The sequence below is a fragment of the Micromonospora sp. C97 genome (assembly GCF_018070385.1).
Lineage (GTDB): Bacteria > Actinomycetota > Actinomycetes > Mycobacteriales > Micromonosporaceae > Micromonospora > Micromonospora parva.
Map to the genome: position 1 here is coordinate 128,633 of NZ_JAGPXU010000001.1, position 16,136 is coordinate 144,768.

Consider the following 16,136-nt stretch of genomic DNA (forward strand, 5'->3'; position numbering starts at 1 on the left):
GAAGCCGCCAGCATTTTGTCCGACCACCGACAGAGTTAAATGCGAGCCGGATAGCTGACAGGGCACTTCTTCGACCACCACGCTAATCTGCCTTCGGCGGTTTCGCTGAAACAGGCGACCATTCCTAAAGGAGAATGTCATGTTCATCGTGGCGACGCAGGATCCGAAGACACGCGGTCAGTCTGAGGCTCCCGAATCGGGCGCGGACGCGTGGGGTGCCCTCCTACCCATCGACGCCGGGCTCACGCAGGCCGAGGCGGACGGGCAACTGGCCACCTACCTGGCCGGGGTGCAGGCGGGCGAGCCGCTGTGCATCCGCGCGCACGGCAACGACGAGGAAATCGGCGACGCCGAAGCCGGTGCCAAGGACTGGGGCTGGACGTACAAGAAGCTGGCCCGAATGCTGGCCACCCACCTGACCGCCACCCCGAGCATCGTCCTGATCCGGTCGTGCGCCGAGGAGGTGACCAACTTCCCCACCCAGATGGCGGTCCGCCTGGAGTCGAACTGGCCGGGCGCGAACCACCTCGACGGGGTCGTCATCTACGGCTACAACACGTCCGTCAGCATCAGCACGCCAATCCCCTCGCCGCAGCAGCTGAAAAAGAACGTCCAGATCCAGCCGGTCATCATTTCGTTGTGACCGACGACGGCACCTAGCAATCGGTTCCGTACATAATTCCTTCAGCAACTCGGGCTCTCGCATCGACCTGTCACATTCGCACGGAATAGACAGTCCGAGATTCTTGAGGAATCCGACGGCGGGCCCGCCGCTCACCATCTCACCTCTGAATTGGTCACCGGAGTTGCCGACGACCGCGTCCACTCGCAGTCGGTCCGCCGGCATCGCCAGTAGCGGAGGGACAGCAAGGGGGCTGCCGCCGCTGGCTCGCAGGCCTGCCATGCTCAGGCCATGGACGACCTGACGAGCCGCGTACGGCAATTCGCGGAAGAACGGGACTGGCAACAGTTCCACACGCCCAAGAACTTGGCCATGGCACTCGCTGGTGAAGTTGGTGAGCTGATTGCCGAGTTCCAGTGGCTCACGCCCGAGCAGTCGGCGGCGGTCATGTCTGACCCGGACGCCGGCAAACGGGTGAGAGCCGAGATCGGCGACGTCATGATCTACCTGACCCGGCTCGCCGATGTACTCGGCGTCGATCTAGTGGAGGCGGCTCTGACCAAGCTTCAGGATTCGGCTCGTCGCTACCCCGTTGACCTGGCTCGCGGTTCAGCCTCGAAGCGGTAGCCGCAGGCAGCGTCGGCATGGCGCCGAGTTGATCTATTCGTTACAGTCCACCACGTAGGAGCGCGTCACGACGGGCTTCCGGCGAGTGTCGGATACGCCCCCCATGCGCACGATCACTTCGTGCTGCCCGGGGGCAAGAGTTGTCAGCGTTTCGTACGTCCGCCGATGGTCTGCTGCGCCTGGTCGCTAACGGAACTCTCGCGGACCGGATCGCGGAGCAGATCGGCCGAAACGTGAGTCCGGCGGAACGCCGTGCCTGGTCGCGCAGCCTTGAGGTGCTAGGCCAGGATCTCGCCGATGCCGGCCTGAGCCAGGTCGAGATACTCGTCGAGTACCAGTTGCCGCTGACCAGCAAGCGGGTCGACGTGGTTCTCGCCGGTGTGGACCCGAGGACCGCCGACGACTCCTACGTTGTCGTGGAGTTGAAGCAGTGGTCCTACGCCGAGTCCTACGAGGGCTCCGGCGACCTCGTGGCGGTGGAACACGCACGTGGCCCACGGCTCCACCCTGGCGTCCAAGTCGAGCTGTACTGCCAGTACCTGACGGACTTTCTCGGCGTCCTCACCACGGAGCGGAACCGGATCCGTGGGGTGGCATACCTGCACAACGCGGTCGACCGAGACATCAGTGACCTGTTCGATCGCGGATCAACCGAGCAGAGCCGCATCTTCACCAAGCAGCGGCGCGGCCAGTTCATCGACTACCTGCGCACCCATCTCGCCCCGACATCAGGTACCGGGGCCGCAGACCGGTTCCTCACCAGTTCCGTTCGCCCCAGTCGTCATCTGCTCAGGTACGCCGCACAGGAACTGCAGAGCCGGTCGCACTTCACGCTGCTGGATCAGCAGCGTGTGGCTTACGAGTTGGTGCTGCACGCCGTGGAGCGCGCCCGATCGGCGGATCGGAAATCGGTCGTTGTCGTATCGGGCGGACCGGGCAGCGGCAAGAGCGTGATCGCGTTGTCGGTGCTCGGTGAGTTGGCACGCCAGAACCGGTCCGTCATGCACGCGACCGGCTCGCGGTCGTTCACCCAGACGTTGCGCCGGTACGCAGGCAAAGGCTCGACCCGGATCAAGAACCTGTTCAGCTACTTCAACAGCTTCATGTCCGCCGAGCGCAACGGTCTGGACGTCTTGATCTGCGACGAGGCGCACCGCATCCGGGAAACCTCCGTCAACCGGTTCACGCCGAAAGTCAAGCGGGAGAAGGCTCGGTCGCAGATCGACGAGCTTATCGCCGCTGCTCGGGTGCCGGTCTTCCTGCTCGATGAGCACCAGGTAGTCAAGCCGGGTGAGTTGGGCAACGTGGAGGTCATCTCGTCGTACGCGAAGCAGCTCAACCTTGACGTCGAGGTGGTGTCTCTACACACTCAGTTCCGCTGCGGCGGCAGCGAGGCGTACGAGCAGTGGGTCGTTGATCTGCTCGGGCTCGACGGCGGCGAGCCGTCGGTCTGGACCGGCGACGGGAGGGTCGACCTGCGCCTCGCCGAGTCGCCGCAGGAGTTGGAGACCTTCCTCGCCGGCAGGCAGGCAGCCGGTCTCACGGCGCGCATGTCCGCCGGCTACTGCTGGCCGTGGAGCGACCCGCGAGCGGACGACAGCCTGGTGCCGGACGTACAGATCGGCGGCTGGTCGAGGCCCTGGAACGTCAAGAGCGACCGCAGCGTCGGCGAGGCGCCAGGTAGCGCGTTCTGGGCCACTGACCCGGACGGCTTTGGCCAGGTGGGCTGCGTCTACACCGCGCAGGGTTTCGAGTACACCTGGTCGGGCGTCATCATCGGACCGGATCTGGTGGCGCGGGATGGCCGGCTGGTGACTCGACGCGAGGAGTCGAAGGACCCGGCGTTTCGCAGTCGCAAATTGGTCAGCGACACCGAAGCCGACTTGCTGATTCGCAACACCTACAAGGTTCTGCTGACCCGCGGGATGCGGGGCACGATCGTCTACTCCACGGACCCGGAGACGCGGGAATACCTCGCGTCGATGGTCAAGGTGATCCGACCGGTCGAGACTGTCTACGAAACGGCCATCGGAGACGACCTCGGGTGACGACCGGTGGGCTCGGCGGCACGACAGGTGCGAAGGGGCACTCGCCACACGGGGTCAACTGGTCAAGGGATGTCTGGGCGAGGAGGTCAACCCGACCGGCCCAGTGACCTATGGTGAGAAATCGGGCGCCGGGTGGGCGGCCCACGGCCGTGGGTTTCACGTTGATCAGCCGGAGGGTGGACCGATGACCGACAACGCCCGCGGCGTCGACAACCGCTGAGATGGACTGGGCCGGATGGGCGTTGTTCGGGTTGGTCGCCACCGCGGCGCTCACCGCGGCGATGATCACTGCTCAACTGGCCGGTCTCACCCGGCTCGACCTTCCCCTGGTGCTCGGGGCCTTCGTCACCGGGGATCCGGACCGGGCGCGGGTCGTCGGGTTCTTCCTGCATCTCTGCGTCGGTCAGGGCTTCGCGCTCGGTTACGCGGCCGCGTTCGCGCTGTTGCACCGTTCCACCTGGTGGCTCGGGGCGGTGTTGGGGGTCGTGCACGTCGGGATCGCGCTGACGGTGATTCTGCCGCTGCTTCCTGGTGTCCACCCGCGGATGGCGTCGCAGCGAGCGGGGCCGGCCAGCACTGCGGTGTTGGAGCCGCCCGGGTTGTTCGCCGTCAACTACGGCATCCAGACCCCGCTGGTCACGGTCGTCGTCCACGTCGTCTACGGGGTCTTCCTCGGGTTGCTCCTGCAGGCCAGGTGAACCGCGTGACCCGCCGCTCGTCCAGGCGGCCCGGCACGGAGCGATCTGCATGACCGACGGGCCACCGATCAGCGACTACGGGCTGATCGGGGACACGCGCACCGCCGCCCTGGTGGCCAGTGACGGCGCGATGGACTGGCTGTGCGTACCGCGTTTCGACGGCGATCCGCTGTTCGGTCGGCTGGTCGGGGGCCCGGAAGCCGGCACGTTCCGGGTCGGCCCGGCCGGGGCGGCCACCGTCGTCGAGCGACGGTACAAGCAGCACACCGCCACAGTGGAGACGACCTGGTTGGTGGGCGGCGGCCGGCTGCGCCTCACCGAGGCGATGCTGGCCGAGGTCAGCGGTCGGCTGCTGCCGACCACACTGATCGTGCGACGGTTGTCGGCCGAGCAGGCGGCGGTCGACGCGGTGGTGGAGTTCGATCCCCGCCTCGGTGTACGGCACCGCCGGCCGCGTATCCACCACCGGCGCCAGGGCCTCGTGTGTGAGTGGGAGGCGCTCGCGGTCGCGCTGGACAGCACGCCCCCGTTCAGAATTGAACCGGGTCGGCCCGCCTCGGTCACGGTCCGGCCGGGCCGTCCGGTCACCCTCGTCCTGGCCGTGGCCCACCGCGAACCGCTGATCCACGTCGAGCCGGAGGCCGCCTGGGACCTGCTCGTCGAGGACGAGGCCCGGTGGCGGGCCTGGACCGCGGAGATCGACGAGCGGCTGCCGTTCCGGGAACACGTCGCCCGAAGCCTGCTCACCATGCGGCTGCTGACCTACTCGCCGTCGGGAGCGCCGGTGGCCGCACCGACCACGTCGTTGCCCGAGGATCCCGGTGGCGGACGCAACTGGGACTACCGCTATGTCTGGCCCCGGGACGCCAGCATCGGCGTCAGCGCCTTCCTCAGTGTCGGCAAGGCCGACGAGGCCCGCGGTTTCCTCGCCTGGCTGCTGCACGCCAGCCGGCTGCAACGGCCACGCCTGCCAGCGCTGCTCACCGTGCACGGCCGGCACGTGCCAGCCGAACGAGAACTGCCTGGTTGGCCCGGCTACCTCGGCAGCCGTCCGGTGCGGATGGGCAACGGTGCGGCCGGTCAACACCAGCTCGACGGCTACGGCTGGGTGATCGACGCCGCCTGGGCGTTCGCTTCGGCCGGGCATCGCCTCGACGCCGAGACGTGGCGGGCGGTGCGCGGCTTCGCCGACGTGGTCGCCGAGTGTTGGCAGGAACCCGATGCCGGCATCTGGGAGGTGCGGGAACCCGGCCAGCACGTCCATTCCAAGCTCATGGGCTGGCTCGCGTTGGACCGCGCCCTGGCCATCGCCGACACGCATCCCCTGCGGGAGGCTCAGCGTCGACGCTGGCAGCACGCCCGTGATGCCATCGCCGCCGAGGTCCGGACGCGCGGCTTCGACGCGAGGGCGGACAGCTACGTCCGGGGGTACGGCTCCGCCGATCTCGACGCGGCAGTGCTCGTCCTGCCGTTGCTGGACATGGACCGGGCCGAGTCACAGCGGGTGCGGGGCACCGTCGACGCCGTGCGAGACAGGTTGTCCGCCGGCGGCCCACTGCTCTACCGCTACCCGCCCGGACGTGACGGCCTGCCCGGCACCGAGGGCGCGTTCCTGCCGTGCTCGTTCTGGCTCGTTCAGGGCCTTGCCCGCACCGGGCGTCGCCGCGAGGCCGTCGACATGTTCCGGGCCATGGTTGATTACGCCAGCCCGCTCGGCCTCTACGCCGAGGAGGTGGACCCCGCGACGGGTGCCCACCTCGGCAACTACCCGCAGACGCTGACCCACGCCGCGCTCGTCCAGGCGGCACTCGCCATCCGGGACGCCCCCGCTGATGCCGGGTCCGCCTGAGGGGCCGTCCGGACGCGGGACACGCCTGTGGGACGGCTCGCGCGGGTAGGGTTCCGATCATGACGATTCCGCATCTGACGGCCGCCGACGGCACCACGTTGCCGGCGATCGGGCTCGGCACCTACCAACTGAACGGCTCGGCGGGTGTCGACGCGATCGGTCAGGCGATCCGGGCGGGTTACCGGTTGCTCGACTCGGCGTTCAACTACGAGAACGAGGGCGCTGTCGGTCGGGCCGTGCGGTCGGCGGGCGACGTACGGGACGAGCTGATCGTCACCTCGAAGCTGCCGGGACGGCACCACAGCTACGACGAGGCCCTGACCACCATCGAGGAGAGTGTGTTCCGCACCGGCCTCGACCGGATCGACCTGTACCTGATCCACTGGCCGAACCCGAAGGTCGACAGGTACGTGCAGGCGTGGCGGGCGCTGATTGAGGCCCGCGAACGCGGGCTGGTACGGCACATCGGTCTGTCCAACTTCCTGCCCGAGCACATCGAGCGGCTGGTGGCCGAGACCGGGGTCGCCCCGGTGGTCAACCAGATCGAGGTGCACCCGTACTTCCCGCAGCAGGAGGCGCTCGACTACCACCGGGAGCACGGCATTCTGGTGCAGGGGTGGAGCCCGCTCGGCCACGGCAACGACCTGCGACAGCATCCGGTGATCGGGGAGATCGCTGCGGCGCACGGCGTCAGCCCGGCGCAGGCCATCCTCGCCTGGCACGTGGCCCGTCAGGTGATCCCGCTGCCCAAGGCCGCCTCCCCGCAGCGGCAGGCCGAGAACCTGGACGTCTTCGGGATCACGCTCACCGACGCGGAGGTCGCGGCCATCACCGCGCTGGGCCGCCCGGACGGGCGACTCGCGGACCAGGACCCGGCGGTGTACGAGGAGTTCTGACCGGCCCGCCGCACCGGACGGTCAGGAGTCGGGAGAGCATGGGGCGTGCTCGACGGACTCGACGACATCGACTGGGCGCGGCTCGGCCACGCGTACGGGGCGGCCGACGACGTGCCCGACCAGCTGCGCGCCCTCGCTTCGCCCGACCCGGCCGTCCGAGACGAGGCGCTGGGCGAGCTGTACACCAACGTCTTCCACCAGGGCGGCCGGTTCGAGGCGAGCGCGTACGCGGTGCCGTTCCTGCTGGAGCTGCTCGCCGATGCGGCCACCCCGGATCCGGCGGCGGTGCTCGGGCTGCTGGGCGCCCTGGCGGTCGGCTTCGACGAGGGTGTCCTCCCCGACGGTTTCCCGGTTGCCGAACACCGCCGGGCCGCCGAGGGCGGGCGTGAGCTGCTCGCCGCGAAGCCGCCACCGTGGACCGGCCCGGACGAGTCGGCGAAGGAGTACGTCGAGTACACCTACGTCGAGTCCCTCACCGCTGCGGAGCAGAGTCGGCTGTGGGCGTACATCGAACTGTCGGTCTACGACGCGGTGCGCGCCGGGGTGCCGCTGTTGCGCACCCTGCTGCACCACAGCGACCCGGGTGTGCGGACGGGCGCGGCGTACACAGTGGCCTGGTTTCCGGAGGACGCCACCGGCAGCGTGCCCGCGCTGGCCGCCGCGATCGACGCCGCCGGGAAGCCCGGCGTCGAGGTGACGTCCGGCGAGGTGGCGACGATGCTGGTGGCGTCGGGGCTGCTCGGCGCGGCGCCGGACGTCCGCTGGTTGGCCGATCCGCGTCCGGTTGTGCGGTGGGGCGCCGCCATCGGTCGGGCCCGCGTCCTCGGCGCGGCGGCTGACCCGGCGACCGTCGAGGAGCTGCTGAGCTGGGCGGCGGCCCCGCCCGACGGCATCGCCGCCCCCGACCACGCGGCCGATCCGAGCCGGGACGAGGTGCTGGCACCCCTGCCCGAGGGGTGGGTGCCGTTCCTCGACGGCGACCTCGGCGGCTACGCGGGCCTGGCCCTGCGGCAGCTCGGCCCGCGGCACAGCGACCGGGCCTTCGACGCGTTGCTCGACCGGCTGCCCGTCGTCAGCGGTGACCGGTCGTTGACGGTGCTGGGTGCCGCGCTGCGCCTCGCCTTCCCGGACGGCCCCGCGCCGGCGGGGACACCGGTCGCGGCGTTGACTCCCCGGCAGCGGCGGCTCGCCGAGGTGCTGGGCCGCTCACCGCAGCCGTGGCTGATCGACGGGCAGGAGTTCGGCAACGTCAGCATGCTGGTCGAGGAGTACGGCCTGCCGGGAAGCCGCCCGGGGATGCTCGCGTACCTCGCGCACTCGGGGTAGTCGGTCGCGTCGAGTGCTGCTTATTACTGCCGGGTTGGGGAATTCGAGGCGGCGATATCGCCGTTGAAGCGCCGGAAGCAGCTGAAGAACGGATGCGGCGGACGCATCGTGATCAGGAGGACGGACGTGGCCACCGAGGTGGAGTTCGGGCTGGACAGCTTCGGGGATGTCACAGTCGACGCGAAGGGCAGACCGTTGCCGTACGCGCAGGTGATCCGCAACGTCGTCGAGCAGGCGGTCCTCGCGGACCGGCTCGGCGTGGACGCCATCGGCCTCGGTGAGCACCACCGCGACGACTTCGCGATCTCCGCCCCGGAGATCGTGCTCGCCGCTATCGCCGGTCGGACCGAGCGGATCCGGCTCGGCACCGCGGTGACCGTCCTCAGCTCGGACGATCCGGTGCGGGTCTTCGAGCGCTTCGCCACCCTCGACGCGGTCTCCCAGGGCCGCGCCGAGATCACCCTGGGCCGGGGCTCGTTCACCGAGTCGTTCCCGCTGTTCGGCTACGACCTGGGTGACTACGAGAAGTTGTTCGAGGAGAAGCTGGAGCTGATGTCCCGGCTGCTCGCGGAAGGTCCGGTGACCTGGGAGGGCAGCGTACGGGCGCCGCTGAAGCAGCAGGAGGTCTACCCGAAGACGGAGTCCGGGCGGATTCGCACCTGGGTCGGCGTCGGCGGCAGCCCGCAGTCGGTGGTCCGGGCCGCCCGGCTCGGTTTCCCGCTGGCCCTGGCGGTGATCGGTGGTGACCCGGCCCGGTTCGCGCCCTACGTGGAGCTGTACCACCGTGCCCTCGACCAGTTCGGCCGCGAGCGCCTTCCGGTCATCGCACACGTGCCCGGCTTCGTCGCCGCTACCGACAAGGAGGCGGCCGATCGGCTCTGGCCGCACGCCCGCAACATGTTGAACCGGATCGGCCGGGAGCGCGGTTGGCCGCCGGCCACCCGGGCCCGGTTCGAAGCCGACATCGCCGAGGGGTCCTGGCACGTCGGTTCGCCGGAGACGGTGGCCCGCAAGATCGCGGAGACGGTGCGGGTGCTCGGTCTGCAGCGCATCGACCTCAAGTACGCCACCGGCACCCTGGCCCACGAACACCTGATGAGCAGCATCGAGCTGTACGCCACGACGGTGATCCCGCGGGTGCGGGAGCTGCTGGCCGACTGAGCCCGCGACCCCCGCCTTGCCGGGCGCTCAGGCCGCCGCTTGCCGGCGCGGAGGACTATCTGGTCAAGCCTGCCGAAGTCGCCGAACTGCTGGCCAGAATCCGGGCGCTGCTCCGCCGTCACCAGGACGCGGCACGCCGACTCCCCCTGGGCCTGCGAAGCTGGTTGGACGTGGGCAACCGCCGGGCGCGGCGGCGACGACTGAACCCACGCCGGTGCCGGGCGGCCACGTGGCGGCCGCCCGGCACGGCATCGGCGTGCGTGAGATCAGACGAGCCCGCCGAGGGACGGGTCGCTGATGCTGTCCTTGCCGTTCTCGACGTGGCCCGCGTACCGGTACTCGAAGGCGGCGTCACCCGCGACGCTGACGGTCAGGTCGTACCAGCCGTGGGTACGGGAGAGCGGCCACTGCGCCCGCTCCGTCTCGCCGGGCCGCAGCGACAGCTTGACCGGACGGGAGTTGTAGAGGTCCCGGACGGTTACCTCGACCCGCTTCGACCCACGGTTGGTGAGCGTGAGGGCGACCTTGAAGTCCCGCTCGTCGTACGAGGGGGTGACGTCGAGGTTCGACCGGCCGCCCGTGAACCGGCGGAAGAACCCGTTCGGCCCGTGCACCGACAGGTCGTACCCGGACTCGACCTTCCACGTGTCCGACAGGTGCTTGCCCGGCTCGACGGTGAAGCTGCGCGGGGCGTCCGCGCTGCCTGCCTGGCGGACCTGGAAGACCGCGGCGACCCCGCCCGAGTTGCGGAAGTCGATCCGGAACGCGCCGTCGGCGAGGTGCCCGTCGGCGTGCAGGGTGTACGGGATCGGGCGCGCCGGTCGTACCCCGTGCTCCTGCTTCGGCAGCCGCTGGTCCGCCGGCGGGACCGGCACCTCGTCGGGGTGCCGGATGAGGTCCTCGGGCTTGAAGTCGTCGGTGTCGGGCAGCCGGACCTCGCGTGAGCGGTTCGGGTGTCGGAAATCGAAGGCCGTGGTCAGGTCGCCGACGACGGCACGCCGCCACGGGGTGATGTTCTGCTCGATCAGGTCCGGCCGGCCGTGTCCGAACCGCGCCTCCAGGAACTTGATCAGCGAGGTGTGGTCGAAGACCTGGGAGTTCACGTAGCCGCCGCGGGTCCACGGCGACACGATGATCATCGGTACGCGAAGGCCGAGCCCGTAGGGTCCGGCCGGGTGGTTGGCGTCGCCGGGGAAGATCTCGTTGGTGGTGGGCACCGTGGACTGCCCGTGCTCCCGCGACTGCGGTGGGGTCGGCGGGACCACGTGGTCGAAGAAGCCGCCCTCCTCGTCGTACGTGATGAAGAGCGCCATCTTGCTCCACACCTCGGGGTTCGCCGCGAGGATGTCGATGACCTGCGAGATGTACCAGGAGCCGTACGCCGGCTCCCAGTTCGGGTGCTCGGTGTACGCCTCGGGAGCGGTGATCCAGGAAACCTGGGGCAGGCGTCCCGCCTCGACGTCGGCGCGGAAGTCGGCCAGCAGCGCCTCCGGGTCGCGGCCCTGCGTCCTGATCTCGGTGCCGGTCTTGGCCTTGTCTGCCAGCGGCGTTCCGGGCTGCGCGTTCTGGTACTGGTGGAAGTAGAGCAGCGAGTTGTCGCCGTAGTTGCCGATGTACGGGTCGTTCGTCCAGCCCCAGGAGCCGCCGGCGTTCAGGCCGGTGCCGACGTCCTGGTAGATCTTCCAGGAGATGCCGTTGCGCTCCAGCCGCTCCGGGTAGGTGGACCAGTCGTAGCCGGCCTCCGCGTTGGTGATGACCGGACCGCCACCCTTGCCATCGTTGCCGACCCAGCCGCTGAACATGTGGTAGCGGTTCGGGTCGGTCGGCCCCATCAGCGAACAGTGGTAACTGTCGCAGACAGTGAAGGCGTCGGCGAGCGCGTAGTGGTACGGCAGGTCCTGGCGGGTGTGGTAGGTCATCGCCGTGACGCCCTTGTTCGGCACCCACCTGTCGAACCGGCCGTCGTTCCAGGCGGCGTGCCCGTCGTTCCAGCCGTGCGGCGGGTCCGGCAGGAAGGTCTGGCCGAGGTCCTTCACCTCGGGCCGGAAGGGCAGCAGCTCGTCGGCCCCATTGGGCTGGTGCCACACGTCCTTGCCGGACGGCAGTGTCGCCGGATGGGGGTCACCGAATCCGCGTACACCGCGCATGGTGCCGAAGTAGTGGTCGAAGGAACGGTTCTCCTGCATCAGGATGATGACGTGCTCGACGTCCTTGATCGTGCCCGTCCGGTTGTTCGCCGGGATGGCGAGCGCCTTGCTGAGGTCCAGCGGGAGCGCCGCGCCGATCGCGGGGACTCCCATCGCCTTGAGGAACGTGCGCCGATCCACCGTGCCCATAACTCCGCCTTTTGTGCGATCTGGTCGAGAAACTGGCGACCGGACGCTACCGACGACGGGTTGACGGCGGATGACCGTAGTTCGTTGGTTTTGCGACCACTCGTCGACCGGCTCTGGGCCCTCGATGAGTGCCGGTCACGCCGCCGTGACGTCGACCCGGGTGAGCCGTCGATGCCCGCTCGGGCTCAGGCCGTGCACGCGTTTGAAGGCCGCGCTGAAGCCGAACGCGTCCGCGTACCCGAGGCGACGCGCCACGGCGGCGACCGTCGCTGTTGATTCGGACAACAGGTCGGCGGCCACCGCCATGCGCCAGTCGGTCAGGTAGGTGAGCGGCGGTTCACCCACCAATGCGGTGAACCGTTTCGCCAGTGTGGACCGGGACACCCCGGCCTGGGCGGCCAGGTCGGCCAGGGTCCACGGTCGGCCCGGCGCGTCGTGCATGGCGCGCAGCACCGGACCGACAGTGTCGTCGCTCAGCGCGCGGTACCAGCCGGGCGCCTCGGCCTCCGGCTGGTCGAACCAGTCCCGGACCGTGCACACCAACAACCAGTCCAGCAGACGGTCCAGCACGACCTGCCGTCCGGGCCGACCCGCGTTGAGTTGGGCGTCCAGGTAGTCGCGCAGCGCGGCGCAGTCCTGGTCTTCCGGCACGACGAGCACCGGCGGCAGCGCGCCCAGCAACCGCTGAGGCACCCGACCCCGGACGTGGTACACCCCGACCAACAGCACGAGGCGGTCGGTGTGATCCGCGTCCACCGGGTCGACGACCCCGGTCTGGCCGCGCCGGACGTCCCGCAGTTCCCCGGGCTCGAAGCTCGACCGGGGCTCGGCGGAGAAGACGAACGGCGCCGGCCCGCGCACGATGGCCGCCTCGCCGACCCGGACCAGGCGAGGCTTGTCGCTGTCCGGATGGGAGATCCAGCCCTCGCCCCGCATCGGAACACAGAGCGTCAGCGGGGCGCCGTCGGTGAACCGCAGCGCCCACGGCGGCGTCAGCACCGACCGGCCGAAGGCCGCGCCGTCGGCGTGCAGACCGCGCAGCAGATTGTCGAACGGGTCCATGTCTCCGACGATAGGTCGCGGAGGATGGACCGCGGACGATCGGACATGCCCGGCGTACGACAGGACATGTCCCGCAAACGACCGGGCGCGTTGACTCGTGGTCATGACGACGAACGCACCTTCGACACTCGTGATGGCCGGCACCGGCAAGACCGGTCGCCGGCTGGTCCAGACGCTGCGGGCGGCGGGTCACCACGCCCGGGCCGCCTCTCGCTCCGGTGAGGTGCGCTTCGACTGGTCGCGGCGGGATACCTGGCGGCCGGCCGTGGCAGGTGCCTCTGCTGTCTATCTGCTCGCTCCGGAGGACCCGGCGCTGGCCACCGACTTCGTGACGCAGGCAGTCGACTCAGGTGTCGGCCGGATCGTGGCGCTCTCCGGGCGCGGGATCGACCGGATCGGTAACTTCTCCCCCGGCATGCTCGCCGCGGAAGAGGCAGTGCGGAAGTCCGGCATCGAGTGGACGATCATCCGGGCGAACAACTTCAGTCAGAACTTCAGCGAGGACCTGTTTCGCCAACCACTGCTCGACGGTCGGCTGGCCCTGCCGATGGGGGCCACGCCCGAGCCGTTCGTCGACGCCCAGGACGTCGCCGACGTGGCGGCCACGCTGTTGACCTCGCCCGGTCACCACGGACAGGTGTACGACCTGTCCGGCCCCCGTGCGCTCACCTTCGCTACGGCGGTCGCCACGATCGCGCGGGTGACCGGCCGCTCGATCCGCTACGTGGAGCTCACTCCGGAGCAGTACCACGCCGAACTGCGCGCCGAGGGTTATCCGGCGCAGGCGGCCACGGGGCTGAACGCCCTGTTCGCCGGGATGCGGGCGGGCCATCTCGCCGAACCGACCGACGGGGTACGTCGAGTTCTCGGACGGGACCCGCTCGACTTCGACACCTACGCCGAACGGGCCGTTGCGGCCGGCGCGTGGTCGTAGTCCGCCCGGCGGGCGGCATGAGAGCGGCGTAACAGGTGATCTGCCCGCATACCGCGAGCACCCGGACGTACCGTGAGATCGTGTCGACGAAAGACGTACTCACCAAGGCTGACCTCGCTGAACTTCGCCGCTCGGCGCTCGGGACGGCCAACCCGCTCGGCGTCGCCGCTGATCTCGCCGAGGCGGCGGAGCAGGGCCGACTGGAGGATCCCGACGACGCCGGGGACGCGCTGACCCTGGCCGCCGAGATCGCCGAGATCCGGGCCCGACCGGATGCCGCCCTGCGCTACGCCGAGCGGGCCCTGGCGGCGTACCCGTCCGGGGACGATCCGCGGGCCGGGTTCGCCCGGGCGCTGCGGGCCCGGGCCCTGTTCCGCGCCGGCGGTCGGGCCGACGAGGCGATGGCGGAGTTGACAGCGCTGCGCCCGTTGCTGCGCACGCAGCCCCACGCCCCCGCCTACGTCAGCGCGGCGCTGGATGCCGGTGGTCGTTCGGCGATTGCCGAGCAGTGGCTGAGCGAGGCGGTCGACGCGGTGCTCAACGAACGCGCGACCGCCGCCTCCGGGCCGGCCAGCACCGCGATCGACCCGGTGGTCGATCTCGGTCCGCCGGACGCGCCCGGTGTCACCTTCTTCCTGCTGCAACAGCGGCATCGGGTACGCCGGAACCTGAACCTGCCGCACGACCGGCAGGACGACCTGGCAGACCGGCTGGAGACCCAACTCGTGCGCCGGGCCGGCGAGCGCAGGGACGCCGAGTCCGACCTGCTCTTCTGGCCCCGGGTCGAGTTCGACCGACTGCTCGCCGAGCACCCCGCGCTGAGCGAGGTGTACGGGTCGGACTGGGACGCGCACCGGGGCCGGCTGGAGAAGGAACTGGTCCGGCTGAGGGGTGCCGGTCAGGCCGGGTTGGCCGTGTTCCGTGCCACCGTGGACGGGTTGAACGCGTTTGCCGGTCGACGTGACGGCGATCCGGCCGACGCCGCGGTCCGGGCGGGATACGCGGCCGAGGTGCAGGCACGACCCAGCGCGCGGATCGCCTGGCCTCCGGAGCGCAACGACGCCTGCTGGTGCGGGTCGGGCCTCAAGTACAAGAAGGACTGCCTGCCGCGTTCCCGTAGCTGAGCGCGGCAGCTAGCGAGGTGCGGCGCGCCGCTGGTAGTGGCGGGCGACCCGGGCCCGGTTGCCGCAGGAGGGCTTGCACCACTCCTGACGCGGGTGGTCCTTGACGAAGTAGCGCACGCATCGGGGTGCGGGGCAGGCGCGCAACTCTTCGCGCGCCGGACCGGTGAGGAAGCCGATGACGGCCCGGGCCAGGCCGGCGGTGATCGCGAGCCGCGCGTCGGCGGCCTCGCCGTGCCAGGCGAGGGACGGTGCGCCCTCCTGCGCCCAGCTCAGCACGGGCCGGACCGGCACCGCCCCGGCGGCCTGGTTGAGCTGGGCGACCGCCTCCTGCGGCGAGAGCAGTGAGGCCGAGTCGGCCCGGCTCGGTGGGCCTGGGCGGACCGCCACGGCGAACAGGCCACGCGCGGCACGGCGCACCGCCACCACGTCGAGTCGGGTCCGTTCGTCGACGACGTCGCCGTGGGCGTCGAACCCGTCGACGTACTCCCGCAGTGCGTCGGCCTGCTCGTGCAGCCAGGCGGTGAGGCCGGCGAGGTCGTCGAGGTCGTCGGCGACGCCGCCGCTGCCGTCGTGCCGAATCGTGCTGACCAGGGCGAGCGCGAGCTGCGCTGACATCGGTCCCTCCGGTGCTGGCTTGTGCTGTCGATGCTGCCAAGAGTAGCTTCCCTAATGCTTACGCCGTTCGTGAACCATTAGGGGGCGCCGTGCTGGTCATCGCACACCTCAGTGACACCCACATCGACAGCCATCCCCGATCGGCCGAGCGGACCGCCCGGGTCATGGACCACCTGCACTCCCTGCCACGACCGGTCGACGCCATCCTGATCACCGGGGACATCGCCGACCATGGCGAGGTGGCCGAGTACGAGACCGCCGCGAAGCTCTTCGAATCCCCGCTGCCGGTCATGGTCTGCCCCGGCAACCACGACGTGCGCGACGCGTACCGCAAGGGTCTGCTCGGCGACGACGGCGGCGGCACCGGCCCGATCAACGCCCGGCACGACGTGGCCGGCGCGGTCTTCCTCCTCGCCGACTCGTCGGTGCCCGGTGCCGACGAGGGCCACCTGGACGACGAGACCATGGCGTGGCTCGCCGACGAGCTGGGTTCGGTGCCGGCCGGGACGCCCACGTTCATCGCCCTCCATCACCCGCCGGTGGTGCTGCACCACCCGGTCATCGATCCGATGCGGCTGCTGCCGGCCGACCCCCTGGCCGATCTCGTCGCCGCCCACCCCCAGGTCGTCGCCGTGCTGACCGGGCACTTCCACACCGCCGCCGCGAGCACCTTCGCGGGCCGTCCACTGCGGATCGCGCCGGGTGTGGTCTCCACGCTGCGGATGCCGTGGGAGGGTGACGGCCCGTTGACCACCCAGACCCAGCCGCCCGGCGTCGCGTTCCACGTGTACGACGACACCGGGCTGCTCACCACCCACTACCGGGTGGTGGTCTGAGC

14 protein-coding genes are annotated in these 16,136 nt (G+C 70.2%); 11 read left to right on the forward strand and 3 right to left on the reverse strand.

Going from position 1 to position 16,136, the window contains the following annotated elements; all coding sequences use genetic code 11:
• Positions 1-139: 139 nt before the first annotated feature.
• From KBX26_RS00535 to KBX26_RS00570, 8 genes are all read left to right on the forward strand, one after another.
• Positions 140-643 (forward strand): hypothetical protein, encoded by a 504-nt coding sequence (locus KBX26_RS00535; protein ID WP_210864399.1) that lies wholly within the window; start codon positions 140-142, stop codon positions 641-643.
• Between the two features lie 270 nt (positions 644-913).
• Positions 914-1,249: a nucleotide pyrophosphohydrolase gene (locus KBX26_RS00540; protein WP_210864400.1), complete on the forward strand. Its 336-nt coding sequence runs from the start codon at positions 914-916 to the stop codon at positions 1,247-1,249.
• A 275-nt stretch (positions 1,250-1,524) separates the two neighbouring features.
• The gene (locus KBX26_RS00545; RefSeq protein WP_307857718.1) at positions 1,525-3,297 is read left to right on the forward strand and encodes a DUF2075 domain-containing protein; all 1,773 of its coding nucleotides are present in this window, start codon (positions 1,525-1,527) and stop codon (positions 3,295-3,297) included.
• A 221-nt stretch (positions 3,298-3,518) separates the two neighbouring features.
• Entirely contained in the window at positions 3,519-3,995 is a 477-nt protein-coding gene (locus KBX26_RS00550; RefSeq protein WP_210864402.1) for a hypothetical protein, read from the forward strand.
• A gap of 49 nt (positions 3,996-4,044) precedes the next feature.
• Complete coding sequence (locus tag KBX26_RS00555; protein ID WP_210864403.1) at positions 4,045-5,844, forward strand: glycoside hydrolase family 15 protein; 1,800 nt, start codon at positions 4,045-4,047, stop codon at positions 5,842-5,844.
• 59 nt (positions 5,845-5,903) lie between these two features.
• The gene (locus KBX26_RS00560; protein WP_210864404.1) at positions 5,904-6,740 is read left to right on the forward strand and encodes an aldo/keto reductase; all 837 of its coding nucleotides are present in this window, start codon (positions 5,904-5,906) and stop codon (positions 6,738-6,740) included.
• A 45-nt stretch (positions 6,741-6,785) separates the two neighbouring features.
• The gene (locus KBX26_RS00565; RefSeq protein ID WP_210864405.1) at positions 6,786-8,066 is read left to right on the forward strand and encodes a hypothetical protein; all 1,281 of its coding nucleotides are present in this window, start codon (positions 6,786-6,788) and stop codon (positions 8,064-8,066) included.
• Positions 8,067-8,192: 126 nt separating this feature from the next.
• Positions 8,193-9,227 (forward strand): LLM class flavin-dependent oxidoreductase, encoded by a 1,035-nt coding sequence (locus KBX26_RS00570; RefSeq protein ID WP_210864406.1) that lies wholly within the window; start codon positions 8,193-8,195, stop codon positions 9,225-9,227.
• A 266-nt stretch (positions 9,228-9,493) separates the two neighbouring features.
• Here KBX26_RS00570 and KBX26_RS00575 read toward each other — a convergent pair whose 3' ends face one another.
• Positions 9,494-11,563 carry a phosphocholine-specific phospholipase C gene (locus KBX26_RS00575; protein WP_210864407.1) on the reverse strand — a complete coding sequence of 690 codons (2,070 nt, stop codon included), beginning with the start codon at positions 11,561-11,563 and terminating at the stop codon, positions 9,494-9,496.
• 135 nt (positions 11,564-11,698) lie between these two features.
• Complete coding sequence (locus KBX26_RS00580; protein WP_030337139.1) at positions 11,699-12,625, reverse strand: AraC family transcriptional regulator; 927 nt, start codon at positions 12,623-12,625, stop codon at positions 11,699-11,701.
• Positions 12,626-12,728: 103 nt separating this feature from the next.
• Between KBX26_RS00580 and KBX26_RS00585 the strand changes: the two genes are divergently transcribed.
• Both KBX26_RS00585 and KBX26_RS00590 read left to right on the forward strand, forming a co-directional pair.
• A complete protein-coding gene (locus KBX26_RS00585; protein ID WP_210864408.1) occupies positions 12,729-13,559 on the forward strand; it encodes an NAD(P)H-binding protein in 831 nt (276 codons plus the stop codon).
• A gap of 80 nt (positions 13,560-13,639) precedes the next feature.
• Positions 13,640-14,683: an SEC-C domain-containing protein gene (locus KBX26_RS00590; RefSeq protein WP_307857719.1), complete on the forward strand. Its 1,044-nt coding sequence runs from the start codon at positions 13,640-13,642 to the stop codon at positions 14,681-14,683.
• A gap of 9 nt (positions 14,684-14,692) precedes the next feature.
• Here the strand turns inward: KBX26_RS00590 and KBX26_RS00595 are convergent, their stop codons facing one another.
• Positions 14,693-15,298, reverse strand: a complete 606-nt coding sequence (locus tag KBX26_RS00595) for an ABATE domain-containing protein (RefSeq protein WP_210864409.1) — start codon at positions 15,296-15,298, stop codon at positions 14,693-14,695.
• An 89-nt stretch (positions 15,299-15,387) separates the two neighbouring features.
• On the opposite strand from KBX26_RS00595, the gene KBX26_RS00600 reads away from it, so the two are divergent.
• A complete protein-coding gene (locus KBX26_RS00600; RefSeq protein ID WP_210864410.1) occupies positions 15,388-16,134 on the forward strand; it encodes a metallophosphoesterase in 747 nt (248 codons plus the stop codon).
• The last annotated feature ends 2 nt before the right edge of the window (positions 16,135-16,136 follow it).